We start from the raw sequence: 25,108 nt of genomic DNA on the forward strand, positions 1-25,108 counted from the left end.
GGACACCTGCGCCTTACGAGGCAAGCCACCGGTCCCGCATGCTCCACACCGCCGAGCAGCCCCGACAAGATAGGCGGATCGCCATCCGCCTTACCTCACACCGGGTTGGGCAAAGCCGCGCCGTCGCAAAAAGCGCGGATGTTGTCGACAGCCATCAGGCCCATATCGGTGCGCACTTCAAGCGCGGCGGTGCCCAGATGTGGCAGCAAGGTCACGGTGTCCAGAGCACTCAGCGCCGAAGGCACCAGCGGTTCGTGTTCGTAGACATCGAGCCCTGCCCCACCGATCTGCCGCCCCTCGAGCGCTTTGATCAGCGCGGCCTCGTCCACCACATCGCCGCGCGAGATATTGACCAGATGTGCGTGCGGCTGCATCGCGGCCAGGACATCTGCACCGATCAGGTGTCTGGTCTCTCCACCCCCAGGGACGGCGGCGACGAGGAAATCGACCTTGCTGGCGAGGCTGAGCAGATCAGGCGCGCGCGTGGCCGGAAAGGCCAGGTCCTTGGCTGAGCGGTTGAAATAGGACACTTCCATCCCGAAACCGAAATGGCAGCGTTGCGCGATGGCCTGACCGATACGCCCCATGCCCACGATGCCGACATGCTTGCCGCTCATGTGCAGGCCCAGCATCTGGGTCGGGTGCCAGCCAGGCCATGCGCCCGCGCGCACCATGCGTTCGCCTTCGGCGGCGCGGCGGGCCGACATCAGCATCAGCATCACACCGATATCCGCCGTCGCATCCGTCACGGCGCCGGGCGTGTTGGTGACGGCAATTCCCGCACCTTTGGCGGCAGCAACGTCGATGTGGTTGTACCCCACCCCGAAATTCGCAAGCAACGTGCAGCGCGGGGTCGGCACATCGGCAAAAACGGCAGACGAAAACTGATCGCCCAGCGTGGGCAGCACGATATCATAGTCGCGCAGCGCCGCGCGCAACTCGGCATCGGTGAGCGGCAGGGTTTCCTGGCGCACGACAACCTTGTCACAGATCGCACGCGCCGCATCAACCACCACATCAGGCAGCGGCCTGGTTATCCACACACGGGTCAATGCAGTCGCCCCCGTCCGGTACATCCTTGTCAGGGGTCGCAAGCACAATCGCGCCATCTGCATCCGGGAAACCCAGCACCAGCACCTCGGACATGAACGGCCCGATCTGGCGCGGGGGAAAGTTCACCACTGCCATGACCTGACGCCCGACAAGACTGTCGGGATCATAATGCACCGTTACCTGAGCCGAGGTCTTCTTCTCCCCCAGCTCGGGGCCGAAATCGACCCACATCTTGATAGCGGGTTTGCGCGCCTCGGGAAAGGGTTCGGCCCGCACCACGCGGCCCACGCGCACGTCGACCTTCAGAAAATCATCAAACTCGATCTCAGCCACCGGACAGCTCCTTTGATCGTTGGGTCGCCGCGGCGACGGCACGGGGCAGCAATGCGGGAAAACCGGAGGCCTCGTCCATCAAAACCTCAAGCGCGGCCTGTGTCGTGCCATTGGGGCTGGTCACGTTGACGCGCAGCTGGGCCGGGTCGTCCTCTGCCTCTAGGGCCAGCGCACCGGCGCCTGCCACCGTGGCCTTGGCCAATTGCAGGGCCAGCGCCTCGGGCAGGCCTTGGGCTAAACCGCCCGCTGCCAAAGTCTCGATCAGGTGGAACACATATGCCGGGCCAGAGCCACTGACGCCAGTCACCGCATCCATCTGCGCCTCGCTTTCCAAGCGGACGACATCACCGACCGCTGACAGCAAATCCTCTGCCTCGGCCAAGGCCGCCTGCCCTGCAGCGTTGGCGCAGATGGCGGTGATCCCCCGCCCGATGGCCGCAGGGGTGTTGGGCATGGCGCGGATGACGGGGCTATTCGCGCCAAACGCGTCCTCGAACGCGGAAATGGGGGTGCCCGCCGCAACGGAGACAAACACCGTATCGCCGCCCCCAAGTGCTGCAAGGCTAGGCAATGCCGCGCCCATCATCTGTGGCTTTACGGCAATCAGAACGATGGCGGGTGAGGCAGGCAAGTCCGCATTCACATGTACGCCCGTGCCTTGAACCCAGGGCGACGGATGCGGGTCCAGAACCCAGACCGCGCTTGCGGGCAACCCACGTTGCAACCAGCCGGCCAACATGGCGCTGCCCATTTTACCACAACCCAAAAGCACGAGGCCCCGGGCTGCGATCCGTGTGTCTTTCATAGTGTCCCCCTGATCTCTCAAGGGGCGAGGTTACGCGCGGCCATAGGCCTCTGCAATGGCGACCTGCAACGCTTCTTTCGGCGTGCGATCCCCCCAGACCAGAAGTTGCAGCGCGGGGTAGTACCGCTCGGCGCTCATCACCGCCGCACCGATCATCGTGTCGATCTGGTCCGGCGACGCCATCTGCCCGCCACTGAGGACGAGGCCATAGCGGTAGACCATCAGCTTTTGCTCTTCCCAATAGGTGAAGGACCCGGCCCAGCACTGATCGTTGACGTGGTTCAAAAGCTCATAGAGCTGGGGCAGTTTCTCTTCGGGGGGCTCCATCTCGAAGGTGCAGACCATGCGCAAGGTCTCGTCATAGCCGGACCATGCGAGGGTCAGCGAGTAGGTCCGCCACTGGCCTTCGACCGCCATTGCGATCTGATCATCAGCGATGCGGTCGAAGTCCCATTCGTGGTGTTCGGCCAGATGCTCAACGATATCAATGGGATGAATGTCTTCTTCCAGGTACTGCTCGGAAAGTGCCATGGTGCCACCTCTTATTCGCTTGTAGCGAAAGGGGCTGGCAGCGCCCCAAGCGCTAGGTGCCTGCTCTAGAAACCGGGGCTAACCCCCGTGCTTCTACAATATATGGTGACGGGGCATACCTCGTCTGGCAACCCTTTATTTGGGGATAACCTCAATAAGTTGGGGACAAGATCGCTGTAGACGCAAAATGCAGGCAGATCGGTATGGATGGTCTGCGGCGTTGAATGACTGACCAACCGGCGTTCTTTGCCCGCCCCTGTCAAGCGTCCACTGCACCATCGGTGCCCATGCTGAATGGGCGCGTTTCGTGCCCCGACGGGACATTGCGGGAGTATCCCGGCGAGTACATCAAGGGCGGCAATACAGGCGCAGACTCAAACGGGCATCCAGAAATCTAGATGCCCGTCGCGTCAGTTCTGCGTAAGCGTCGTCAGGCGAACACGCGCCCTACCCTATCCGCATTTCGAAAATCCACAGGACGCGCAGGTCATGCAGCCCTCGATCATCCGCATCTCGTAGCTGCCACAGGACGAACAGGCCTTGCCGCGCGGAGTATCCATGCCCACGACCTCGGCCTGCGGATCGGTCTTGAGCCCCATCCCCTCGCCCTCGATGAACCCGATGGCCACCATGTGCTGTTCAATCACGCCGCCGATGGCCGCAAGGATCGAGGGGATGTATTTGCCCCCCATCCAGGCACCGCCACGCGGGTCAAACACCGCCTTCAACTCTTCCACCACGAAAGACACATCACCCCCGCGCCGGAACACGGCCGAGATCATGCGCGTCAGCGCCACGGTCCAGGCGAAATGCTCCATGTTCTTGGAGTTGATAAACACCTCGAACGGGCGGCGATGCCCGCCGATCACCAGATCATTGATAGTGATGTAAAGCGCATGTTCACTGTCAGGCCACTTCACCTTGTAGGTGTTGCCATCTAGGGCCGAGGGGCGATCCAGCGGCTCGGCCATATAGATCACGTCGCCATGGGGCTGCATCGGTTCATCGTCACCGTCCGCCATCACGGGCGCTTCAGCGGGCTTGTCCTCGGCCACGGTCAGCACCGACCCGGTCACGGCATTAGGCCGATAGGTCGTGCAGCCTTTACAGCCTGTGTCCCACGCCTCCATGTACACGTCCTTGAAGTCATCAAAGCTGATATCTTCGGGGCAGTTGATGGTCTTGGAAATGGACGAATCCACCCACTTCTGTGCCGCCGCCTGCATCTTGACGTGATCCAGCGGGGCCAGCGTCTGGGCGTTCACGAAGTAGTCGGGCAGTTCCGCATCGCCCTTGAGATCGCGCCACATCTGCACGGCATAATCCACCACCTCTTCCTCAGTGCGCGAGCCGTCCTTTTGCAGCACCTTGCGGGTATAGGCGTAGGCGAACACAGGCTCGATGCCGCTCGACACGTTCCCGGCATATAGCGAAATCGTCCCGGTCGGTGCGATCGAGGTCAGCAAAGCGTTGCGGATGCCGTGTTCGGCAATGGCGTCGCGCACGTCTGCATCCATGGCCTGCATCGTGCCTGACTGCAGAAAAGCCTCCGCATCAAAGAGCGGAAATGCGCCCTTTTCGCGTGCCAATTGCACCGACGCCAGGTACGCGGCGCGGGCAATCGCTTTCAACCAGTGCTCCGTCTGACGCGCCGCTTCGTCCGAGCCATAGCGCAGGCCCAGCATCAACAGCGCATCCGCCAGCCCCGTGACCCCGAGGCCAATGCGCCGCTTGGCCGCCGCCTCGCGCGCCTGCGCCTCCAGCGGAAACTTCGACGCATCCACCACGTTGTCCATCATGCGCACAGCCGTCGCGACCAGCTCCGCCAGCGCGTCGCCATCCAGTTCCGCCGCCTCTTCAAACGGGGAGGTCACCAGCCGCGCGAGGTTGATCGAGCCCAGCAGACAGGCGCCGTAAGGCGGCAGGGGTTGCTCGCCACAGGGGTTGGTCGCGGCAATCGTCTCGCAGTAATTCAGGTTGTTGGCCGCATTGATCCGGTCGATGAAAATCACCCCCGGTTCGGCATAGTCATAGGTCGACTTCATGATGCCGTCCCACAACGCGCGGGCTTGCACGGTCTTGTAGACATGCCCGTCAAAAACCAGTTCCCACGGGCCGTCCGCCTTGACCGCTTCCATGAACGCGTCGGTGATCAGGACGGACACGTTGAACATCCGCAAGCGTGCCGCGTCCGACTTGGCGGTGATGAAATCCTCGATATCCGGATGATCGCAGCGCATCGTCGCCATCATCGCGCCCCGCCGCGAACCTGCGGACATGATCGTGCGGCACATCGCGTCCCACACGTCCATAAAGCTAAGCGGCCCGGAGGCATCGGCCGCCACACCCTTCACCCCTGCGCCCTTGGGCCGGATGGTCGAGAAATCATAGCCGATCCCGCCGCCCTGCTGCATGGTCAGCGCGGCCTCTTTCAGCATCTCGAAAATGCCGCCCATGCTGTCGGGGATCGTGCCCATGACAAAGCAGTTGAACAGCGTGACCGACCGCGCCGTACCCGCACCGGCCGTGATGCGGCCCGCAGGTAGGAATTTGAAATCCTCGAGGGCCGCGTAAAACGTGTCTTCCCAAGCGCTCGGGTCGTCTTCGACCTGCGCCAGATCGCGCGCAATCCGGCGCCAACTGTCCTCGACAGTGACGTCAATGGGCGTCCCGTCCGCTTCCTTGAAGCGGTACTTCATGTCCCAGATCTGTTCGGCAATCGGCGCGGCAAAGCGTGTCATCAAAGCATCCCCTCGGCGGGCCCCGATTCTGTCGGGTCCCTTGGCAGGCAACCAAGGTACCATTTCTGACGCAAACCACAACAGATAGATGAACTAATAACACCCACCACCAGATGTAGGGGATGCACAACCACAACAGGTTGCCCTCCTGCGGATTTAAGCTACAATATTTGGTAGTGGCAAAGGGTGAGTCTGTGGATAACTACATCAACCTGATCAAACTCTCGGTAGGCAGCGAAACCTATGACGACATCGTCGCATGGCAATCGACCAAACGTGCCCAGACACCGGATGGCCTGCCCCGGCACGTCACCCGCATGTGGCCCAAACGCGAGGCTGAAATCCTTAACGGCGGTTCCATCTATTGGGTGATCAAGGGCGTGCTGACCTGCCGCCAACGCATCCTGCGTCTCGACGAGTACATCGGCGACGACGGCATCCGCCGCTGCGCCATCGTGTCCGACCCCGATCTGATCCGGGTGCAGGGCGCACTCAAGCGCCCCTTCCAGGGTTGGCGCTACCTAAAACCCGAAGACGCACCGCCCGACCTGCCCAAAGGGCGCGAGCGCGAGGAACCGCTCCCGGTCGAGCTCAACCGCGCGCTTGCGGAAATCGGCGTGCTGTGACGCAACCTGCTCAGCGGCCTTCCACCTGGCGCGCATATTCCTCGACATCGAACCACCCGCGAGACGCCTGAACCTTGCCATCGGCGTTGAGATCCCACTCTTCCCAGCCCTTGACCTCGAGCCGACGGCCCGTGCCCGCATCATGGCCGGTAAACGTCCAGACATAGATGGCATGATCCCCCGCACCGCGAACGTGATCGCAGCGCAGCGACAAGTCCGGCACATCCGCATGGAACCCGGCCGCCATCTCGGCCACCTTTGCCCGGCCGGACCACGGTTCGCCACGGTTGATCACAATCTCGCCGTCCTCGGCAAAAAACGACGCCACGGCCTCCGGCGATTTCGAATTCCACGCCTCGGTGTAGTCCAAAGCCATTTTGACAAGCGTATCAGATGCTCGCATGAAAATTTCTCCGTTTAAAATGCACGGAGACGGTGCGGTATCCGCCCTGCGCTGTCCATGGCAAAACCGTGAATGCAAGGGCGTTGACACAATTTACATACGGTAGCGCCTGGAGAGCGTGCAGCGCGTCACCTTGGTGGTCCCATTCCGTACGGCGCCGACAAGGCGTGCGGGACCAGATTCACCTATCCCAGCTGGGCCAAAAGCGCGCGCAACACCACCCGATCATCGTCATCCAGCGCAGCCGCCCGGCTGCGCCACAGCGTCGCCTGAGAGGCCAGGATCAGTCCGTCCGACAGCACCTTGAGATGGTTGGCGCGCAGGGTCTCACCGCTTGACGTGATGTCGGCAATCGCCTCCGCCGTCTCGTTGGCCACAGTGCCCTCGGTCGCGCCCTGGCTGTCCACCAAGGCATAGTCCGCAACGCCCGCCTCGCGCAGGAACTCACGCACCAACCTATGATATTTCGTTGCAATCCGCAGCCGGAAGCCATGGCGCGCCCGGAACGCCGCCGCAGCCGCCTCCAGATCATCGGTCAAGTCCACATCGACCCAGCCCGCAGGCACGGCCAGCACCAGATCCGCGTGGCCAAAGCCCATCTCCTCGACCGGCTCCACCTGTTGTTCCCACAACGGCAGCTTGTCCTGCACAAGGTCCGTGCCCGTCACGCCCAAATGGATGCGTCCGGCGGCCAGTTCGCGCGGGATTTCCCCCGCCGACAGCAGCACCAGCGACACGCCTTCGATACCTTCGACGGCGCCCGCATATTCACGATCCGACCCCGTGCGCAGCAATGTCACGCCCCGTTTGGCGAACCAGTCGAATGTCTTTTCCATCAGCCGCCCCTTGGACGGCACACCCAGCTTGATGCTCATGTCGCGGCCTCCAGTTCGGCCATCAGGCCGGGGCGCAGGACCGCCCCGACCGCCGGGATTTCCGCACCCGCGCCCAGACGCCGGGTCAACGCATCATAGCGCCCGCCAGTCGCGACGGGCGGCAGGTCGGGGCGGGATTCTGCATAGAATCCAAAGACAAAGCCGTCGTAATACTCCATCGAGGTGCGCCCATAGCTCGCCTCGAATTCGAGTGCGTCGACATCCACATCGCGCGCTGCGAGGGCCTCGGCCCGCGCGCCAACACGTGCAACGGCCGATTTGATGGCTGGCAGATCAACTGACAGATCGCGGAGCTGTTGCAGTGCAAAAGGCAATGTCTCGCGTACCGCCAGCAGCGCGTCGAGCCCGTCCATCTCTGCCCCGCTGATCGGGGGTTCCTGTGCATCAGCGCGCAGGGCCGCGATGCGCGCCTCGATCTCGACCCGCGTGCGCAACCCGGTCAGCGGCACGTCCTGCGGTGGTACAGACGTCAGCAAAGCGGCACGGCTTTCGGGCACGGGTGTGCGCCCGGCAAACCGGTCGAGCAAGGCGCGAAACCGGCGCGGGCGCCAGATGTGACGGCGCAGGGCGGCCTTGCGCGCCTCACTTGTGCGCAACCCCTCGACAGCGGCCATCAAAACGCCAATGTCACCCGTCGCAGCGCGCAGATGCAGTGGTGCAACCGCCTGGGATATCAGGGAAAACACCTCGGCATCCGCCCCGGCGGGGTCGGCGCGGTCAAAGACTTCATAGCCGACCTGAATATACTCGTTGGCGCGATCCGGATTGTCGTCCTGACGGCGAAACACCTCGCCCGCATAGGTGTAACGCGCAGGCTCTGCCCCATCGGCCATGTGCATCTGCACCACCGGCACGGTGAAATCGGGGCGCAGCATCTGTTCGCCCAGCATGGCGTCATGGGTCACATAGGCGCGCCCGCGAATGTCCTCGCCGTACAGGTCCAGCAACAGCTCGGCCGATTGCAGGATCGGGGGTTCCACCACCCGCGCACCCGCAGCGGCAAACCGGTCGCGCAAGGCCAGCGCCCGGGTGCGTGTATCGGTCATTTTCCCAATATCTCCAGCACCTTGGCGAGCATCTGATCGCGAGGCACTTCGAACTGGCTGGGGCGGTCTTTCCACTCTTCGTGGGTGGCTGTTTCCGCGATCTTGGCCCCCAGAACGAGGTCCTTGATCTGCACCACGCCGCGCTCTTTTTCGTCCCCACCTTCGATGATGGCGACCGGGCTGCCGCGCTTGTCGGCGTATTTCAATTGGTTGCCGAAATTCTTTGGATTGCCCAGATACACCTCGGCCCGGATACCGGCCTCGCGCAGTTCGGCGACCATGGCCTGATAGTCGGCCATGCGGTCCCGATCCATGACGGTGACAACAACGGGGCCATCCGGTTCATCGCCCGTGCGCCCCGTGGCGCATAAGGCGGCCAGCAGTCGGTCCACACCGATAGAGACACCCGTTGCCGGCACTTCCTGCCCGGTAAAGCGCTTGACGAGATCGTCATAGCGCCCGCCCCCGGCAACCGAGCCAAACTGCACCGTCTGACCCTTGTCGTTCTGGACGTCAAAGGTCAGTTCAGCCTCGTAGACCGGACCGGTATAGTAGCCGAGGCCTCGGACAACGGACGGGTCAATCTCGATCCGGTCCGGGCCGTAGCCACTGGCACTCAGCAACGCCGCAATCTCTTCCAATTCGTCGACGCCCTTAGTCCCGATGTCCGAGCCGTCAACCAGGTCCCGCAAACGCGCTACGGTGGCACCGCCGGTGTCCCGCTTGGCTTCCATAAAACCCATGACGACATCAGCCTGAGCGTCGCCCAGACCGGCCCCCTTGGTAAAGTCACCACTTTCGTCCTTGCGCCCTTCGCCAAGCAGCGCGCGCACGCCCTCCGGCCCAAGCCGATCCAGCTTGTCGATGGCGCGCAGCACGATGCCGCGTTCGGCCTCCTTGTCGTCACCGGCAAGGCCCGCAACCTCCATCACCCCGTTCAGAACCTTGCGGTTGTTGATGCGGATCACATAGTCGCCGCGCGGGATGCCGACGGCCTCGAGCGTGTCGGACAGCATCGCACAAATTTCGGCATCCGCAGCCATGGAGGCCGTGCCAACCGTATCGGCATCGCACTGATAGAATTGGCGAAACCGGCCCGGTCCAGGCTTTTCATTGCGCCAGACGGGCCCCATCGTGTAACGGCGATAGGGGTTCGGCAGGTCGTTGCGGTGCTGTGCGTAGACGCGGGCCAAGGGCGCCGTCATGTCATAGCGCAGCGCCAGCCAGTCGCCGTCTTCCTCCTGCCAGGCAAACACACCCTCGTTCGGGCGGTCCACGTCCGGCAGGAACTTGCCCAGAGCCTCGACCGTCTCGACCGCGCTGCTTTCCAGCGGATCAAACCCGTAGCGATGATAGACCCCTGCAATCTGTTGCAGCATTGCTGTGCGTTCGGTCACATCCTTGCCGAAGTAGTCGGCAAAGCCCTTGGGCGTCTGGGCCTTGGGGCGGGGGGTCTTCTTGGGCTTGGCCATGGTGCCACTCCGGTTGGGGTCGCGGGCGCAATATCGCAGGCTGGGTAAGGGGGCAAGGTGCGGCTGCCTTGCACTGCGTGCTCATTTGCCCCACATGGACGTTATGAACACCCGGATCGAAACCCTGGAAGAACAAGTCGCGCATCTGACCCGCACGGTCGAGGACCTGTCCGATATCGTCGCGCGCCAGGAACGCGAGTTGGCCCTGCTGACCCGCCGTGCCCAGATGTTGATGGAGCGTGAGGCCGAACGCGAAAGCCAGGGCGGTGGAGTTGTGGTCGTGGGGGACGAACGGCCACCGCACTACTGATTTCAGAACCCTTGCCCGGCTGTACATTTGGGAGCCTCCGGCGGGGATTTTTTCCGAACAGAGAAGATGGGGAGGTCCGGCTCTTGACCCGCGCAGGACCAAGAGCCTTCTCCGTTCACGCCGGTTCGCATCCCTGCTCCCGGCGCAACCTCACTCAAGCGCATTAACCTTAATGCCGGGTAAACCGGTCCGACTTCTCTGTTCGGAAAAATCCCCGCCGGAGGCTCCTGCCATCGCAAGCAGACCAATCGGTCAGGGAGTTTTCAATGCCGCCGCCAATACAGCCCCGTCGTGCAACAAAAGATCCGCCCAGCGCGCGTTCTCACCAAAATTCTCGTAAACACTGACAAAGGCGGTCGTCTTTTCCAGCCGTGAAATCCGCGAGCCGCAAGGCTTGTTTCGCCCAACGTTGCAGACCTTGGTCTTCACCTTTTCGTAGGCCTTGTCGGTGGTGGAATAGGGGTATTCCGTTGCGGGCAGTCCATAACGCAACTGCTCGTGAAACTCAGGGGTACCGAACAGCGCGAGTGATGCGGTGAATTGGCGTGGGCACTTGTCGCTGAACCCGGTGACGTAAAACGTGCGCGGCGCGGCGCTGTCAGGGGCTGAATCGTACAAGTTGTATCCCGTCCCCTTGCGAGCTGCCCGTTCGACCAGCGTGGCCAACACCCGCGGGTTCGCATCGCAGACCCGCGCGATTTCGCCAAAGGGCAGGATGGTGCCTACAGCGACATCGCGCGCATCCGGCCCGTTGCGCGGTGCGGTGCGGTTGGTACCAAAAATGCCGCGGCGCTTGGTGGGTTCAACCAATGGCGTCGGGTCTTCGACGCCTGTGCCTTGCGGATCTAGTGACGTCACTTGATCATCTGCTGCGCCGTCTGCGGGCAAAGACGCAGGTGTGGCAACCGGTTCGGTTTCCAGCTTTTCCGACGCCGCTGCGCGACGCAGCCATCCGACCAGGCCACCGCGCGCGGGTGCCTCTGCTGGCACTGTTTCGACCGAGGCGGTGTCGACAGCCGGGGATACAGACGCATCGCCAGTTTCGACGGCATCCAAATCCTGTTGCGCGGCTGTGGCTTCTACGGTTGCAAGGTCTGTCGGCGCAATGAGGGGATCAACCGCATCCTCGGTCGCGTCTCGTCTACGAAACAGGCCGGACAGGATGCTATCCTGACGCGCCAGTTCTTCTTCGCTTGGCAAGGCCGCACTGGTCGCTGCATCGGGCAAAACCGCGCCTTCGGACACCCGTTCAACATCACCCAAGGGATCGCCGCAGCCCGCAAGCATCCCAACCAGCGCCAATGCTGTGGCCCAAGCCCGTGTCATATTGAAAACATCCTCCCGCGCACAGACCTAGCCCGTACACGCCCGCGCGTCCAGCCAACCGGCATGGGCACGCCTACATCTCCTGCACTTCGACGACACCCGACAGCGACTTGATCGCGCCCTTGATCTGCGGGGTCACGGGGAATTCCGCACCCAAATCCATCTCGACCTCGCCGGGCAGGCTGTCATCCATCAGGCACACGGTGATCGGCCCGCGCCCGGCCCCCTTGGCCGCCTGAACCGCGCCCTCAAGAACACTCGCGACCGAGGCCAGCGCGCTTGGGGCCTCGACAAAGATGCGCAGCCCCATGCCACCCACATCCGCCACGACTGTGTCGATGGGCGCAACTGACCGGCCGAGCAGTTTCAACTGTTCGGACTCCATCGTCGCCTCGACCGTCACGATGACCTTGGCGCCGACTTCCAGCGTATCTTGCGCCTTTTCAAGGCTTTCCGAGAACAGCGTGACCTCGTAAGCGCCACTCGTGTCTGACATCTGGCAAAATGCAAACCGGTTGCCGCGAGCGGATTTGCGGATTTGCAGGCCCGACACGACGCCTGCCAGTTTCGCGACAAGCGGTTGGCCCTCGGCCTTGGCTGTGACCTCGTCCAGCGTGATCACGCCCTTGCGTTTCAACGGCCCCATATAGTCATCCAGCGGGTGGCCAGAGAGGTAGAAGCCGACGGCCTTGTGCTCTTCGCCCAACCGCTCGGCGGGCAGCCAGTCATCGACGGGCATCATGCGCGGCTCGGGCAGGTCATCGCCCGCCTCGCCGAACAGAGACACCTGATTGCTGGCCTTCTGATCGAAAATCGCCGCCGAATAGGCCGACAGCGCGTCCAGCGCGTCAAACACACGGCGGCGGTTGGGATCAAGCTGATCAAAGGCCCCGGCCCGCGCAAGCATCTCCAACGGGCGTTTACCCACCCGTTTCAGGTCAACCCGGCGGGCAAAGTCGAACAGCGTGGAAAAGGGTTTGTCGCCCCGCCCCTCGACGACCAGCCGCATCGCCTCCACGCCGACATTCTTGAGCGCGCCCAGCGCATAGACGAGCGCTTGATCCACAACTTTGAACGTCGCATCCGACCGGTTCACGCAGGGCGGCACCCACGGCAGGTCCAGCGCCTTGCGCACTTCCTCGAAATAGACGCCCAGCTTGTCCGTGAGATGAATATCGCAGTTCATGACCCCGGCCATGAACTCCACCGGATGGTTCGCCTTCAGCCAGGCCGTCTGGTAGCTGACGACGGCATAGGCGGCGGCGTGGGATTTGTTGAAGCCGTAGTTGGCGAACTTGTCCAGCAGGTTCCAGACCTCGGTCGCCTTCTCCTTGTCCACGCCATTCTCAGCCGACCCTTTTAGGAACTTCGGTCGCTCGGCATCCATCGCCTCCTGAATCTTTTTACCCATCGCGCGGCGCAACAGGTCGGCGCCGCCAAGGCTATAGCCCGCCATCTCCTGCGCGATCTGCATCACCTGCTCCTGGTAGACGATGATGCCTTGGGTTTCGTCCAGGATATGGTCGATGGTCGGGTGCAACTGCTCGCGCTCGCTCAGCCCGTTCTTGACCTCGCAGAACTTGGGAATGTTCTCCATCGGGCCCGGACGGTAGAGCGCCACAAGGGCGATGATGTCCTCGATACAGTCCGGCTTCATCCGCTTGAGGGCGTCGATCATGCCCGAGCTTTCCACCTGGAACACCGCCACCGTCTTGCCCGCCGCATAAAGCTTGTAGGACGGCTCGTCATCCAGCGGGATGCCCCCGATGTCGTTCTCCATACCTTCGGCGGGCTGGTACAACTCGGTGCCATCGGCGGCGATATGCAAGGGGCGACCCGTACCCAAGATCTGATCCACAGCGTTCTGGATCACTGTCAGGGTTTTCAGGCCCAGAAAGTCGAACTTGACCAGCCCCGCCTGCTCCACCCATTTCATGTTGAACTGCGTGGCAGGCATGTCCGAACGCGGGTCTTGATAGAGCGGCACCAGCGCGTCCAGCGGTCGGTCACCGATCACCACACCGGCGGCGTGGGTCGAGGCATTCCTGAGCAGCCCCTCGACCTGCTGGCCGTATTCCAGCAGGCGCGCGACCACCTCTTCGTTGCGCGCCTCTTCGCGCAGGCGCGGCTCGTCTGCCAGCGCTTTTTCGATGGACACGGGCTTGACCCCCTCCACCGGGATCAGCTTGGACAGCCGGTCCACCTGCCCGTAAGGCATCTGCAAAACGCGCCCGATGTCACGCACGGCCGCCTTGGACAAAAGTGCGCCAAAGGTGATGATCTGCCCCACCTTGTCGCGCCCGTATTTCTGCTGCACATAGCGGATCACTTCCTCGCGCCGGTCCATGCAAAAGTCGATGTCGAAGTCCGGCATCGACACCCGTTCCGGGTTCAAAAACCGCTCGAACAGCAGGGCATAGCGCAGCGGGTCAAGGTCGGTCACCGTCAGCGCATAGGCCACCAGCGAACCCGCACCGGAGCCCCGACCGGGGCCCACGGGAATGCCCTCATCCTTGGCCCATTTGATGAAATCGGCAACGATGAGGAAATAGCCGGGAAAGCCCATGCCCTCGATGATATCCAGTTCGAAATCGAGGCGTTTCTGGTACTCCTCGACACTTGCCGCGTGGGGGATCACCTTGAGGCGCTCGACCAGACCCTCATTGGCCTGGCGGCGCAACTCCTCTACCTCATCGTCGGCAAATTTTGGCAGGATCGGGTCACGCCGATAGGCCATGAAGGCGCAGCGCCGCGCGATTTCTACCGTGTTTTCAATCGCCTCGGGCAGGTCGGCGAACAGGGTCACCATCTCGGCCTGCGATTTGAAGTAGTGCTGGGCGGTCAGACGGCGCCGCGGCTCCTGCTGGTCGACATAGGCACCGTCGGCGATGCAGATCAGCGCATCGTGGCTCTCGTACATCTCCGGCTTGGGAAAGTAGACATCGTTGGTTGCCACCAAGGGGAGATCCATCGCATAGGCCATCTCGACAAGACCACGCTCGGTCAGCCGCTCGGCTTCAGGCTGGCCGCCTTCGCCGGGGTGGCGCTGCAACTCGACATAAAGGCGATCGCCGAACATCTCGGCCAACTGCCCCATCAGCGCCTCGGCGGCAGGCCGTTGGGAGGCTTGCAACAACATGCCCACAGGCCCGTCGGGCCCGCCCGTCAGGCAGATCAGATCGCTCGAATGCCCCGCCAGTTCGGCCACCGTCACATGGGGCAGTTCCGACCCCTCGCGCAGGTAAAGGCACGAGTTCAGCTTCATTAGGTTCTCATAGCCCGCCTCGGACTGGGCCAGCAGCACCACAGGCGCCGGATCGCGGGGCCGCTCACCGGGTCGGGGCGTGATGTATTGCAGATCGACCTGGCAGCCGATAATGGGCTGCAGCCCCGCGCCCGCCATGCCCACGGAAAACTCGAGCGCGGCAAACATGTTGTTGGTGTCCGTCAGCGCAATCGCGGGCATGCCTGCCCCGCGCACCAGATCGGGCAGCTTTTTCAGGCGCATGGCCCCTTCCAGCAGCGAATATTCGGAGTGGGTGCGCAGGTGAATGAATCGGGGGGCGTCGGTCATGGCAGTCAGACTAGGGCCAGCCTGCCCCCATATCCAGTGGTGCCGCAAAGTTATGCACACAAAATCGGCACATATGCGCAGAGACCGATCGCCCTTGCCAACAGCACGCGACCCCGCATAGCCTATCCGCTGATCCGCCCAGGGCCCCCTCTACGCCGCATCGAGGGGGCACCGCACAAAAAGGGCTCTGGTACCGCGGCAGGTCACACCCATGCGCACGCGTTTTTTCCTGAACGGAAAGCCCGTCACCGCCGACACGTCCCCAACAACCACCCTGCTCGACTGGCTGCGCGACAGCCAACAGCTCACCGGCACCAAGGAAGGCTGCAACGAAGGCGATTGCGGCGCGTGCTCGGTCATGGTCACGGACGAAAGCGGGGCGCGCGCCCTCAACGCCTGCATCCTGTTCATGCCCCAGCTTGAGGGCAAGGCGATCCGCACCGTCGAAGGGATCGCCGCACCCGACGGCACCCTGCACCCGGTGCAGGAGGCAATGATCAAACATCACGGCTCGCAATGCGGGTTCTGCACGCCGGGCTTCATCACCACGATGGCAACGGCGCACCTTAACGGCGAGGCGGATCACGATACGCAACTGGCGGGCAACCTGTGCCGCTGCACCGGCTACGCGCCGATCATCCGCGCGGCTACCGAGGCCGAACGCGCGCCAGTGCCCGATCACATGCACGACGCACCGCTTCTTCTGACCGAAAACACCACGGGGAAGCCGCAGGCGGGGGCAGAGCCCCCAACCACGCCAGAAACCCTCGCCACATGGATGGATCAGAACCCGGGCGGCACCATGATCGCAGGGGCCACGGATGTGGGCCTCTGGGTGACCAAGGATTTCCGCGATCTCGGCCCCGTCGCCTTCCTCAACCGCATCCCCGATCTTGCGGGCGTTACAATCGGCGATGACGAAATCCGCGTCGGCGCCGCCACCACGCTCACCGATCTGCAAACGGCCATCGCGCCGCACCACCCAGCCTTTGCCGAACTGATCCGGCGCTACGGCTCGGTCCAGGTGCGCAACGCCGCCACCATCGGCGGCAACATCGCCAACGGCTCGCCCATCGGCGACGGATCCCCTGCGCTCATCGCCCTTGGCGCCACGCTGCACTTGCGCAGCGTGAACGGCCCGCGCAGCCTGCCCTTGCAGGACTTCTTCATCGACTACGGCAAGCAGGACCGCGCAGAGAATGAATTTGTCGAGGCGATCACCATCCCACGCCAGCCGGATCACCTGCGCTGTTACAAACTGTCCAAACGGTTTGATCAGGACATTTCCGCCGTGTGCGGCTGCCTCTGGATCGCAACCAAAGCTGGCAAAGTGACCGAGGCCCGCCTCGCCTTTGGCGGCATGGCCGGCACGCCCAAACGCGCAGGCTGGGCCGAGGCCGCCCTGCTGGGTGAAGCCTGGAGCGAAACGACCGTCGCCGCCGCCATGACAGCGCTTGCGCAGGATTTCACCCCGCTGTCTGACATGCGCGCCTCTGCCCGTTACCGGATGGAGGCGGCACAAAACATGTTGTTGCGCGCCTGGCTCGAGGATCAGGGACAGGACACAAATGTGCTGGAGGTGCGGGCATGAGCTTCTCGTCCCCCCTGCCCCACGACGCCGCGCACCTGCACGTCACAGGCGCTGCGCGTTACGTAGACGACATGCCGACACCCACTGGCACGCTGCATCTGGCCTTCGGGCTCAGCCCCAAGGCGTGTGGAGAGATCACCGACCTCGACCTGTCGGCTGTGCGCGCCGCTCCTGATGTGGTGGCTGTGCTGACGGCCGAAGATCTGCCCTTCGACAACGACGTTTCGCCCTCGGCCCATGACGAACCGCTGCTGGCCACGGGCACCGTGCACTATGTTGGCCAACCCATCTTTGCTGTGATCGCGCGCAGCCATCTGGCTGCCCGCCACGCCGCACGTCTGGCCGACATTACGATTGTCGAAACCACTCCGATTCTCACCATCGACGAGGCCTTGGCCGCTGATGCCAGGTTCGAGGACGGCCCGCGCATCTATGCCCGAGGCGATGCCGCCGAGGCGCTGACGCAAGCGCCGAAAACCCTCACCGGGTCGCTGCATATCGGCGGGCAGGAACACTTTTACCTCGAGGGGCAAGCCGCCCTGGCCCTACCGGGCGAAGATGGCGACATGCACGTCATCTCCTCGACCCAGCACCCGACCGAAATTCAGCACAAAGTGGCCGAGGCCATCGGCCTGCCCATGCACGCCGTCCGGGTCGAAACCCGACGCATGGGCGGCGGGTTCGGCGGCAAGGAAAGCCAGGGCAACGCGCTGGCCGTGGCCTGCGCCATCGCCGCGCGCCTCACCGGGCGCCCCTGCAAGATGCGCTATGACCGCGACGACGACATGACCGTCACGGGCAAGCGGCACGATTTTCGCATTGAATATGACGTCGGCTTTGACGATCTGGGCGTGATCACCGCGCTGGACGTGCGCCAGTACACCCGCTGCGGCTGGGCGATGGACCTGTCCCTGCCTGTGGCCGACCGCGCCATGCTGCATGCTGACAACGCCTATTGGCTGCCCAACATCCGTATCGAAAGCCACCGTTTGCGCACCAACACGCAATCCGCCACCGCCTTTCGCGGCTTTGGTGGCCCCCAGGGCATGTTGGGGATGGAGCGGATCGTGGATCACGTCGCTGCTCACCTTGGGCTGGATCCGCTGGTTGTGCGCCAAAGGAATTTTTATGCCTCCGGCGGGCATATTTCCGGAACAATGAAGCCGCAGACAACGCCCTATGGGCAGGAGGTGGATGATTTCATCGGCGACGCGCTTGTGGAACAGTTGCGTGCCACGTCTGACTATGACTCGCGGCGGGCGGCGGTGGCCGATTGGAATGCCGCAAACCCGGTGCTGAAGAAGGGGATCGCGCTGACGCCCGTGAAGTTTGGCATCTCATTTACCCTGACGCACCTCAATCAGGCGGGTGCACTGGTGCATGTCTATTCCGATGGTTCGATCCACCTTAACCACGGCGGCACCGAGATGGGGCAAGGGCTGTTCCAGAAGGTCGCGCAAGTGGCCGCCAGCCGCTTTGGCGTGCCCATGGGCGCGGTGCGCATCACCGCCACCGACACCGCCAAAGTGCCCAACACCTCCGCCACCGCTGCCTCGTCCGGCAGTGATCTGAATGGCATGGCGGTCAAGGCCGCTTGTGATGCCATTCGTGACCGGATGGCCGCGCATCTGGCCCAATTGCACCAATGCCGACCCGATGCAGTCGTGTTTGCCGATGGTCGCGTGCAGGCGGGAGAGGCCGAGTACAGCTTTGCCGAGGTCGCCGCCCTCACCCATCAGTCCCGCATCAGCCTGTCCGCGACCGGGTTCTACAAGACGCCCGACATCAAGTGGGATCGGATCAAGGGACAAGGCCGTCCGTTCTTTTACTTTGCCTATGGTGCAGCCGTGAGCGAGGTGGTGATCGACACGTTGACGGGGGAAAACCGCATCCTGCGCACGGATATCCTCCATGATGCAGGCGCCTCACTGAATCCGGCCATCGACATCGGGCAGGTCGAAGGGGGCTATGTGCAGGGCGCGGGCTGGCTCACGACCGAGGAACTGGTCTGGGACGACGCGGGCCGTTTGCGCACCCATGCGCCCTCGACCTACAAGATCCCCGCCTGCGCCGACCGGCCCGACATCTTCAACGTCGCCCTTTGGGAGGGCGAGAACCGGGCCGACACGATCTACAAGTCCAAAGCGGTGGGCGAGCCGCCCCTGATGCTGGGCATCTCGGCTTTCCTTGCGCTCAGCGATGCGGTGGCGGCTTGCGGGGCGCACTACCCCGACCTGCATGCGCCCGCCACGCCCGAACAGGTACTGGCGGCGATCCACAGGGCGCGCCGCGATGTTTGACCGGGACGCCCTGATCGCGGCCTGCACCGCCCATGGCCGCGTGGTGCGGGTGGTGGTGACGGCCGTCCATGGATCAGCCCCGCGCGAAGTCGGGGCCTCCATGTGCGTCTGGGCCGAGGGGCAATCGGGCACCATCGGTGGTGGCGCGCTGGAATATGAATTGAGCTTGCAGGCTCGCACCCTCACGCAAGACGGCCGCTCGCGTCATGCGCTTGGCCCCGATCTTGGCCAATGCTGCGGCGGCGCGGTCGAGGTGCTGAGCGAGGTCTATGACCTGCAACGCGCCACCGCCCTGCCCAAGGATGTGATCGCCCGTGGTCCCGGTTCGATGCCTCTGTCGGTCAAACGGTTAACGCAAGTGGCGCGCAGCCAGGGGCAAATGCCCGCACCCCAAATGCTGGATGGATGGATGATCGAGGCGGTCAACACCCCAGCCCGCAATCTGTGGATCTGGGGCGCGGGCCATGTAGGGCGCGCGCTGGTGGATGTACTGCACCCGATCCCGCACTTCCGATTGACCTGGATCGACACTGGCCCCGCGCGTTTTCCCGATACGGTGCCGGACGGCGTGACCGCCGTGCCTGCCGCTGATCCGGCCACGCTTGCCCCGCATGCGCCTCCGGATGCAGATCACCTGATCCTCACCTACTCCCATGCGCTCGACCTTGGGCTTTGCCACGCGCTGCTGTCGCGTGGCTTTGCCTCTTGCGGCTTGATCGGGTCGGCCACGAAATGGGCGCGGTTTCGCAAACGCCTGTCTATGTTGGGCCATTCGGACGCGCAAATTGCGCGCATCACCTGCCCGATTGGAGACCCCAGCCTTGGAAAACAGCCACATATGATTGCGATTGGGGTGGCGCATCGGCTAGCACTGTCAGCGCGACCCAACGACAGGCCACTGGAGAACCACGCGTGACGCCCCCCTGCTTGCCCTGCGCGGCCTGACCAAAGCCTATCCCGGTGTCGTCGCAAACGACTCCGTATCGTTGGAGATTGCGCCCGGCGAAATCCATGCACTGCTTGGCGAGAACGGCGCAGGGAAATCGACGCTGGTCAAGATGATCTATGGGCTCGTCAAACCGGATGCGGGGAGCATGCAGATGCACGGGGGCGATTTTGCGCCCACGGACCCGCGCGCTGCACGCAGCGCAGGTGTGGGCATGGTGTTCCAGCACTTTTCCCTGTTCGACGCGCTGAGTGTTGCCGAAAACATCGCGCTCGGCATGGAGACCCCGCCCCCCATGCGCACGCTCGCCGCGCGGATCCGCGAAGTTTCAGAAACATACGGCCTGCCCTTGTCGCCCGACCGTACTGTCGGGGACCTGTCGGCAGGCGAACGGCAACGGGTCGAGATCATCCGCTGCCTGTTGCAGGACCCCAAGCTGCTGATCATGGACGAACCGACCAGCGTGCTGACCCCGCAAGAGGTCGATATCCTGTTTCAGACCTTGCGCAAACTCAGCGCAGACGGGACCGCGATCCTTTACATCTCGCACAAGCTCGAGGAAATCCGCGCGCTTTGTGATGCCGCAACCATCCTGCGCGGTGGCAAGGTGGTGGGTGACTGTGTGCCCCGCGACACCTCGGCGCGCGAAATGGCCGAGATGATGGTGGGCAGCACGCTGACCTCGCCCAAGGCGACAAGCCACAACACGGGCGACGTGAAACTGGCGGTGACCGGTCTGTCGGCCGCCTCACCCTCGGCCTTCGGCATGGCGCTCAAGGACATCTCGTTCGAGGTGCAGGCGGGTGAAGTGCTGGGGATCGGTGGCGTCGCGGGCAACGGGCAAGACGAATTGCTGGCCGTGCTGTCGGGCGAATTGCCCTGCGCGCCTCGTATGGTGGCCTTTAACGGGCGCGATCTGTGCGGGGTCGGGCCAGAAGCGCGGCGGGGGTTCGGCGTGTTGTCGGCCCCGGAAGAACGGCTGGGCCACGCCGCCGCCCCCAACATGTCGCTGACCGAAAACGCCATGCTGACCGGCGCCGCGCGTGAAGGGCTGGTGACGCGCGGCATGCTCGACTGGACCAAAACGCGCAGCTTTGCCGAGCGGATCATCGAAGGGTTCGACGTGCGCACACCTGGCCCGGAGAACGCAGCACGGTCACTGTCGGGCGGCAACCTGCAGAAGTTCGTGATCGGGCGCGAGGTGTTGCAACGCCCCGAAGTACTGGTTGTGAACCAGCCCACTTGGGGCGTCGATGCCGCCGCTGCCGCCGCCATCCGGCAGGCGCTGTTGGATCTGGCCGCCCAAGGAACGGCGGTTGTGGTGATCAGCCAGGATCTGGACGAGTTGATGGAAATTTCCGACCGGTTTGCGGCGCTGAACGAAGGGCGGCTGAGCCCGCCGCGTCCCGCGCAAGGGTTGGACGTGGAACAGATCGGTTTGATGCTGGGGGGTGCCCATGGGATCGAGGTTGCGCATGTGTGAGATTGCGGGCGCCTCCGGCGGCGGTTTATCTGGCGAAATGAAGCAGGGTGGAGTGCAATGATCCGCATAGAGGCGCGTCCACAACCCTCGGCCGTGATGGCCTATGCCACGCCGGTGCTGGCTGTCGTGCTGACCATGATCTTTGGCGGCGTGCTGTTTGCCGTGCTGGGCAAAGACCCGTTTCAGGCGATTGCAACGATTTTCTGGGAGCCGATCTTTGGTGAGTTCGCCTTCTTTTATCGCCCGCAACTGCTGATCAAGGGCGCGCCGCTGGTGCTGATCGCCATTGGTCTGGCGCTTGGGTTCAAGGCGGGCATCTGGAACATCGGGGCCGAGGGGCAGTACATCGTCGGTGCGATCTGTGGCGCCGGTGCAGGGCTTGCGTTTTACCCGACTGAGAGTGTTTTGATCTTTCCGCTGATGGTGCTGGCGGGGGCCCTGGGCGGTTGGGCCTGGGCGATGATCCCAGCGGTTTTGAAAGTGAAGTTCGGGACCAACGAAATCCTTGTCAGCCTGATGCTGGTCTATGTGGCCGAACAGCTTCTGGCTTCCATGTCATTGGGATTGCTCAAGAACCCGGAAGGCTTTGGCTTTCCCGGCTCGCGCAACCTGCAACAGTACCCTTCGGCCCATAACGCCGAGATCATCGCAGGCACGGGCATGCATTGGGGGGTCGTCGCCGCCCTGATCGCGGTGATCTTTGCCTATGTGCTGCTGACGCGGCACCGGCTGGGCTTTGCCATTCGGGTGACAGGCGAGGCCCCGCGCGCCGCGCGCTTTGGCGGGGTCAATCCAGGGCGACTGGTGCTGTTCTGCCTTGGCGTGTCGGGCCTGCTGGCCGGGCTGGCAGGCATGTTCGAAGTGGCAGGCCCGGCGGGTCAGATCAGCATCGATTTCAACGTCGGCTACGGGTTTACTGCGATCATCGTCGCCTTTCTGGGCCGCCTGAACCCGCTGGGGATCGTGGCGGCGGGACTGCTGATGGCGCTGACCTATATCGGCGGGGACATTGCGCAATCCCAACTGGGTCTGCCCGCAGCGGCGATACAGGTGTTTCAGGGGATGCTGTTGTTCTTTCTGCTGGCGCTGGATGTGCTCACGAATTACCGCGTGCGGTTTGGTACGGCGGAGGTGGCGTGATGCGATGGGTGGTCCTGATCATCGCTCTTGCGGCACACCCTGCATTGGCGAGTTCATGGTCCTGTGATGGTGCTCTTTCGACCAAAGATCGCGTTCTGGGAGTGTCTGATACAGAGTTTGATCTGTTGTTGGCGCCGTCTGGACATTTCCGCGCAACCGGCCCCGGCAAGCACGGAGCATTTGGCGACTGGGGATGGACGGGTCATTGGACAAAAGATGACGGCCAGATCGCCATGATCGGCACGGTGCGATCGACTTACGATGATCCGATCCTTGTAAAACCAGGCCGGGTCCAGGACGAGGTGCGGGCCTTTTCTTCCATCTTCCAAGATGAAGTCATCCTTCTCAATTTGAAAAGGCGCACGTACCCGGACAAGCTCGTTCGATGCTTGCGCGGAAAACTGTAATGGACCTCTCTGCCATCAACCCCATCCTTCTGATCGCCGCCATGATCGCGGCGGCCACACCCATCCTGCTGGCCGCGATCGGAGAGCTTGTCGTCGAACGCGCGGGCGTACTGAACCTCGGGGTCGAGGGGATGATGATCACCGGCGCGGTCTGCGGCTTCATCATCACGGTCAATACCGGCTCGCCCACTGTCGGCTTTATCGCCGCTGCCGCCGGGGGTGCGGTGTTGAGCCTGCTGTTTGCCTTTCTCACGCAAGTGGCGCTGGCCAATCAGGTGGCATCGGGCCTGGCCCTGACGCTGTTTGGCTTGGGCCTATCAGCCCTCATGGGCCAAAGCTATGTCGGGATCAAACCGCCCCGGACCGAGGCGACACCGCTGGGGCCATTGGCGGACATTCCCGTCATCGGGCCCATTGTCTTTGGCCATGACCTGATCGTCTACCTGGGCCTCGCCATCGTGGCGGCAACATGGGCCACGCTGAAATTCACGCGCGCCGGGCTGGTCCTGCGCGCGGTGGGGGAAAACCACGATGCCGCCCACGCGCTCGGGTACAAGGTCAAGCGCATCCGCACCCTTGCCATCATGTTCGGTGGGGCCTGCGCCGGCCTTGGCGGGGCCTATATCAGCCTCGTGCGCGTGCCCCAATGGACCGAAGGGATGACAGCCGGTGTCGGCTGGATCGCCCTCGCCCTCGTGGTCTTTGCCAGCTGGAAGCCGTGGCGCGTGCTGCTGGGTGCCTATCTTTTTGGCGGGATCACCCAGCTGCAGTTGAACCTGCAAGGGGCAGGCGTTGCCATTCCTGTCGAGTATTTGGCAATGTCACCCTATATCGTGACAATCATCGTTCTGGTGATTCTGTCTGCGGACAAATCCCGCGCTCCCGGCTCACTGGGGCGCACATTCCACGCCTCGGGATAAGAGGCGCACCTAAATGGGGAGAAACCTGAAATGAAACTAACAACACTGCTGGCCAGTGCGGCGATGGTGCTGGGCCTGGGCGGCGCGGCGCTGGCCGATGGCCATGAAAAGACCAAGGTCGGCTTTGTCTATGTCGGACCCGTGGGCGACGGCGGCTGGACATACGAACACGACCAGGGCCGCCTCGCGGTCGAAGAAGAATTCGGCGATGCCGTCGAAACCGTCTTTGTCGAAAACGTGGCCGAAGGCCCGGACAGCGAACGCGTGATGACGCAGATGGCGCTGGACGGCGCGGACCTGATCTTTACCACCTCCTTTGGCTACATGGACCCGACTAACAATGTTGCGGCCAAGTTCCCGGATGTGAAATTCGAACACGCGACCGGCTACAAGCGCCTGCACCCCAACGTGTCTACCTATTCGGCCCGTTTTTACGAAGGGCGCGCTATCCAGGGCCACATCGCGGGCAAAATGACGGAATCCAACATCATCGGCTACATCGGGTCGTTCCCGATCCCCGAAGTGATCCGTGGCATCAACTCGGCCTATATCCACGCCTCGCGCGTGAACCCCGATGTCGAGTTCAAAGTGATCTGGGTCTACACTTGGTTTGATCCGGCCAAAGAGGCGGACGCAGCCAAGGTTCTGATCGAACAGGGCGCGGATGTCGTGCTGCAACACACCGATTCCACCGCACCGCAAGCGGCGGCACAGGAAGCGGGTGGCGTGATCACCTTCGGTCAGGCCTCCGACATGGGCCAGTACGCCCCCTTCCCGCGCGTCTCGTCCATCATTGACGACTGGGCGCCCTACTACATCGCGCGCACCAAGGCCGTCATGGACGGCACATGGGAGAGCAAGGACACGTGGGACGGCATCGGCGCTGGCATGGTCGGTATCGGTGAGATCTCCGACGCGGTTCCGGAAGACGTGAAAGCAGAGGCGCTGGCCATGAAAGCCGCCCTTGCTGATGGCTCCTATCACGCCTTCACCGGCCCGCTGAACAAGCAGGACGGAACGCCCTTCCTCGCCGAAGGTGAGACGGCAGATGACGGCACTCTGGCTGGCATGAACTTCTATGTCGAAGGGATTGAAGGCGAAATTCCGAACTGATCGGATCGCCTTGTTCACATGACCTCAAAGGCCCCGTCTCGGCGGGGCCTTTCCTATTCCGGGGGTGTGCCTTTCACGTGTCCCTTATGCGG

Annotated in this window: 21 protein-coding genes; 10 read left to right on the top strand and 11 right to left on the bottom strand. The window is 63.1% G+C overall.

Annotated features, from left to right (window positions below; genetic code table 11):
• Window positions 1-95: 95 nt before the first annotated feature.
• The 5 genes from ACMHLQ_RS06620 to ACMHLQ_RS06640 form a co-directional block, all read right to left on the bottom strand.
• Entirely contained in the window at window positions 96-1,076 is a 981-nt protein-coding gene (locus tag ACMHLQ_RS06620) for a 2-hydroxyacid dehydrogenase (protein ID WP_415403998.1), read from the bottom strand.
• On the bottom strand, window positions 1,018-1,386 hold the full coding sequence (locus ACMHLQ_RS06625) for a tRNA-binding protein (RefSeq protein WP_415403999.1): 369 nt from the start codon (window positions 1,384-1,386) through the stop codon (window positions 1,018-1,020). Before ACMHLQ_RS06625 ends, ACMHLQ_RS06620 begins: the two co-directional genes overlap by 59 nt.
• Window positions 1,379-2,191: a pyrroline-5-carboxylate reductase gene (gene proC, locus ACMHLQ_RS06630; RefSeq protein WP_415404000.1), complete on the bottom strand. Its 813-nt coding sequence runs from the start codon at window positions 2,189-2,191 to the stop codon at window positions 1,379-1,381. Before proC ends, ACMHLQ_RS06625 begins: the two co-directional genes overlap by 8 nt.
• A gap of 30 nt (window positions 2,192-2,221) precedes the next feature.
• Complete coding sequence (locus tag ACMHLQ_RS06635; protein WP_415404001.1) at window positions 2,222-2,722, bottom strand: YbjN domain-containing protein; 501 nt, start codon at window positions 2,720-2,722, stop codon at window positions 2,222-2,224.
• A gap of 452 nt (window positions 2,723-3,174) precedes the next feature.
• Window positions 3,175-5,463: an adenosylcobalamin-dependent ribonucleoside-diphosphate reductase gene (locus tag ACMHLQ_RS06640; protein WP_415404002.1), complete on the bottom strand. Its 2,289-nt coding sequence runs from the start codon at window positions 5,461-5,463 to the stop codon at window positions 3,175-3,177.
• Between the two features lie 194 nt (window positions 5,464-5,657).
• Here ACMHLQ_RS06640 and ACMHLQ_RS06645 point away from each other — a divergent pair, with 194 nt between their 5' ends.
• Window positions 5,658-6,089 carry a DUF1489 family protein gene (locus ACMHLQ_RS06645; RefSeq protein WP_415404003.1) on the top strand — a complete coding sequence of 144 codons (432 nt, stop codon included), beginning with the start codon at window positions 5,658-5,660 and terminating at the stop codon, window positions 6,087-6,089.
• A gap of 10 nt (window positions 6,090-6,099) precedes the next feature.
• Here the strand turns inward: ACMHLQ_RS06645 and ACMHLQ_RS06650 are convergent, their stop codons facing one another.
• The 4 genes from ACMHLQ_RS06650 to hisS form a co-directional block, all read right to left on the bottom strand.
• The gene (locus ACMHLQ_RS06650) at window positions 6,100-6,465 is read right to left on the bottom strand and encodes an ester cyclase (RefSeq protein ID WP_415404004.1); all 366 of its coding nucleotides are present in this window, start codon (window positions 6,463-6,465) and stop codon (window positions 6,100-6,102) included.
• Window positions 6,466-6,677: 212 nt separating this feature from the next.
• Window positions 6,678-7,367 (bottom strand): ATP phosphoribosyltransferase, encoded by a 690-nt coding sequence (hisG, locus tag ACMHLQ_RS06655; protein ID WP_415404005.1) that lies wholly within the window; start codon window positions 7,365-7,367, stop codon window positions 6,678-6,680.
• Window positions 7,364-8,434, bottom strand: coding sequence for an ATP phosphoribosyltransferase regulatory subunit (locus ACMHLQ_RS06660; protein WP_415404006.1), 1,071 nt, complete (start codon window positions 8,432-8,434; stop codon window positions 7,364-7,366). Before ACMHLQ_RS06660 ends, hisG begins: the two co-directional genes overlap by 4 nt.
• Entirely contained in the window at window positions 8,431-9,906 is a 1,476-nt protein-coding gene (hisS, locus tag ACMHLQ_RS06665) for a histidine--tRNA ligase (RefSeq protein ID WP_415404007.1), read from the bottom strand. The genes ACMHLQ_RS06660 and hisS overlap by 4 nt, the downstream gene beginning before the upstream one ends.
• Before the next feature lie 94 nt (window positions 9,907-10,000).
• Between hisS and ACMHLQ_RS06670 the strand changes: the two genes are divergently transcribed.
• Window positions 10,001-10,216: a SlyX family protein gene (locus ACMHLQ_RS06670; protein ID WP_415404008.1), complete on the top strand. Its 216-nt coding sequence runs from the start codon at window positions 10,001-10,003 to the stop codon at window positions 10,214-10,216.
• A 252-nt stretch (window positions 10,217-10,468) separates the two neighbouring features.
• On the opposite strand, the gene ACMHLQ_RS06675 is transcribed toward ACMHLQ_RS06670, so the two are convergent.
• Window positions 10,469-11,542: a hypothetical protein gene (locus tag ACMHLQ_RS06675; protein ID WP_415404009.1), complete on the bottom strand. Its 1,074-nt coding sequence runs from the start codon at window positions 11,540-11,542 to the stop codon at window positions 10,469-10,471.
• A gap of 73 nt (window positions 11,543-11,615) precedes the next feature.
• The gene (dnaE, locus tag ACMHLQ_RS06680; RefSeq protein WP_415404010.1) at window positions 11,616-15,116 is read right to left on the bottom strand and encodes a DNA polymerase III subunit alpha; all 3,501 of its coding nucleotides are present in this window, start codon (window positions 15,114-15,116) and stop codon (window positions 11,616-11,618) included.
• Window positions 15,117-15,327: 211 nt separating this feature from the next.
• On the opposite strand from dnaE, the gene xdhA reads away from it, so the two are divergent.
• The 8 genes from xdhA to ACMHLQ_RS06720 are packed head-to-tail and all read left to right on the top strand — an operon-like array spanning window position 15,328 to window position 25,016.
• Entirely contained in the window at window positions 15,328-16,707 is a 1,380-nt protein-coding gene (xdhA, locus tag ACMHLQ_RS06685; protein WP_415404011.1) for a xanthine dehydrogenase small subunit, read from the top strand.
• A complete protein-coding gene (xdhB, locus tag ACMHLQ_RS06690) occupies window positions 16,704-19,007 on the top strand; it encodes a xanthine dehydrogenase molybdopterin binding subunit (protein ID WP_415404012.1) in 2,304 nt (767 codons plus the stop codon). The genes xdhA and xdhB overlap by 4 nt, the downstream gene beginning before the upstream one ends.
• Window positions 19,000-19,923, top strand: a complete 924-nt coding sequence (gene xdhC, locus ACMHLQ_RS06695; RefSeq protein WP_415404013.1) for a xanthine dehydrogenase accessory protein XdhC — start codon at window positions 19,000-19,002, stop codon at window positions 19,921-19,923. Before xdhB ends, xdhC begins: the two co-directional genes overlap by 8 nt.
• A gap of 7 nt (window positions 19,924-19,930) precedes the next feature.
• Window positions 19,931-21,436, top strand: a complete 1,506-nt coding sequence (locus tag ACMHLQ_RS06700; RefSeq protein ID WP_415405241.1) for an ABC transporter ATP-binding protein — start codon at window positions 19,931-19,933, stop codon at window positions 21,434-21,436.
• 57 nt (window positions 21,437-21,493) lie between these two features.
• Window positions 21,494-22,576, top strand: a complete 1,083-nt coding sequence (locus tag ACMHLQ_RS06705) for an ABC transporter permease (RefSeq protein WP_415404014.1) — start codon at window positions 21,494-21,496, stop codon at window positions 22,574-22,576.
• Window positions 22,576-22,983, top strand: a complete 408-nt coding sequence (locus tag ACMHLQ_RS06710) for a hypothetical protein (RefSeq protein WP_415404015.1) — start codon at window positions 22,576-22,578, stop codon at window positions 22,981-22,983. The genes ACMHLQ_RS06705 and ACMHLQ_RS06710 overlap by 1 nt, the downstream gene beginning before the upstream one ends.
• Entirely contained in the window at window positions 22,983-23,903 is a 921-nt protein-coding gene (locus ACMHLQ_RS06715) for an ABC transporter permease (protein WP_415404016.1), read from the top strand. The genes ACMHLQ_RS06710 and ACMHLQ_RS06715 overlap by 1 nt, the downstream gene beginning before the upstream one ends.
• Window positions 23,904-23,933: 30 nt before the next feature.
• Window positions 23,934-25,016, top strand: a complete 1,083-nt coding sequence (locus tag ACMHLQ_RS06720; protein ID WP_415404017.1) for a BMP family ABC transporter substrate-binding protein — start codon at window positions 23,934-23,936, stop codon at window positions 25,014-25,016.
• The last annotated feature ends 92 nt before the right edge of the window (window positions 25,017-25,108 follow it).

It is taken from the genome of Tateyamaria algicola, from assembly GCF_047715485.1.
Classification (GTDB): Bacteria; Pseudomonadota; Alphaproteobacteria; order Rhodobacterales; family Rhodobacteraceae; genus Tateyamaria.

Bases quoted from the DNA above. Each gene is read 5' to 3' on its own strand.
- ACMHLQ_RS06660 (WP_415404006.1), bottom strand. From the start codon at position 8,434: ATGACCGATACACGCACCCGGGCGCTGGCCTTGCGCGACCGGTTTGCC.
- ACMHLQ_RS06635 (WP_415404001.1), bottom strand. From the start codon at position 2,722: ATGGCACTTTCCGAGCAGTACCTGGAAGAAGACATTCATCCCATTGAT.
- ACMHLQ_RS06715 (WP_415404016.1), top strand. From the start codon at position 22,983: ATGGACCTCTCTGCCATCAACCCCATCCTTCTGATCGCCGCCATGATC.
- ACMHLQ_RS06705 (WP_415404014.1), top strand. From the start codon at position 21,494: ATGATCCGCATAGAGGCGCGTCCACAACCCTCGGCCGTGATGGCCTAT.
- xdhB (WP_415404012.1), top strand. From the start codon at position 16,704: ATGAGCTTCTCGTCCCCCCTGCCCCACGACGCCGCGCACCTGCACGTC.
- dnaE (WP_415404010.1), bottom strand. From the start codon at position 15,116: ATGACCGACGCCCCCCGATTCATTCACCTGCGCACCCACTCCGAATAT.
- ACMHLQ_RS06640 (WP_415404002.1), bottom strand. From the start codon at position 5,463: ATGACACGCTTTGCCGCGCCGATTGCCGAACAGATCTGGGACATGAAG.
- proC (WP_415404000.1), bottom strand. From the start codon at position 2,191: ATGAAAGACACACGGATCGCAGCCCGGGGCCTCGTGCTTTTGGGTTGT.
- ACMHLQ_RS06650 (WP_415404004.1), bottom strand. From the start codon at position 6,465: ATGGCTTTGGACTACACCGAGGCGTGGAATTCGAAATCGCCGGAGGCC.
- hisG (WP_415404005.1), bottom strand. From the start codon at position 7,367: ATGAGCATCAAGCTGGGTGTGCCGTCCAAGGGGCGGCTGATGGAAAAG.
- ACMHLQ_RS06720 (WP_415404017.1), top strand. From the start codon at position 23,934: ATGAAACTAACAACACTGCTGGCCAGTGCGGCGATGGTGCTGGGCCTG.
- ACMHLQ_RS06620 (WP_415403998.1), bottom strand. From the start codon at position 1,076: ATGTACCGGACGGGGGCGACTGCATTGACCCGTGTGTGGATAACCAGG.
- hisS (WP_415404007.1), bottom strand. From the start codon at position 9,906: ATGGCCAAGCCCAAGAAGACCCCCCGCCCCAAGGCCCAGACGCCCAAG.
- ACMHLQ_RS06710 (WP_415404015.1), top strand. From the start codon at position 22,576: ATGCGATGGGTGGTCCTGATCATCGCTCTTGCGGCACACCCTGCATTG.
- ACMHLQ_RS06675 (WP_415404009.1), bottom strand. From the start codon at position 11,542: ATGACACGGGCTTGGGCCACAGCATTGGCGCTGGTTGGGATGCTTGCG.
- xdhC (WP_415404013.1), top strand. From the start codon at position 19,000: ATGTTTGACCGGGACGCCCTGATCGCGGCCTGCACCGCCCATGGCCGC.
- xdhA (WP_415404011.1), top strand. From the start codon at position 15,328: ATGCGCACGCGTTTTTTCCTGAACGGAAAGCCCGTCACCGCCGACACG.
- ACMHLQ_RS06670 (WP_415404008.1), top strand. From the start codon at position 10,001: ATGGACGTTATGAACACCCGGATCGAAACCCTGGAAGAACAAGTCGCG.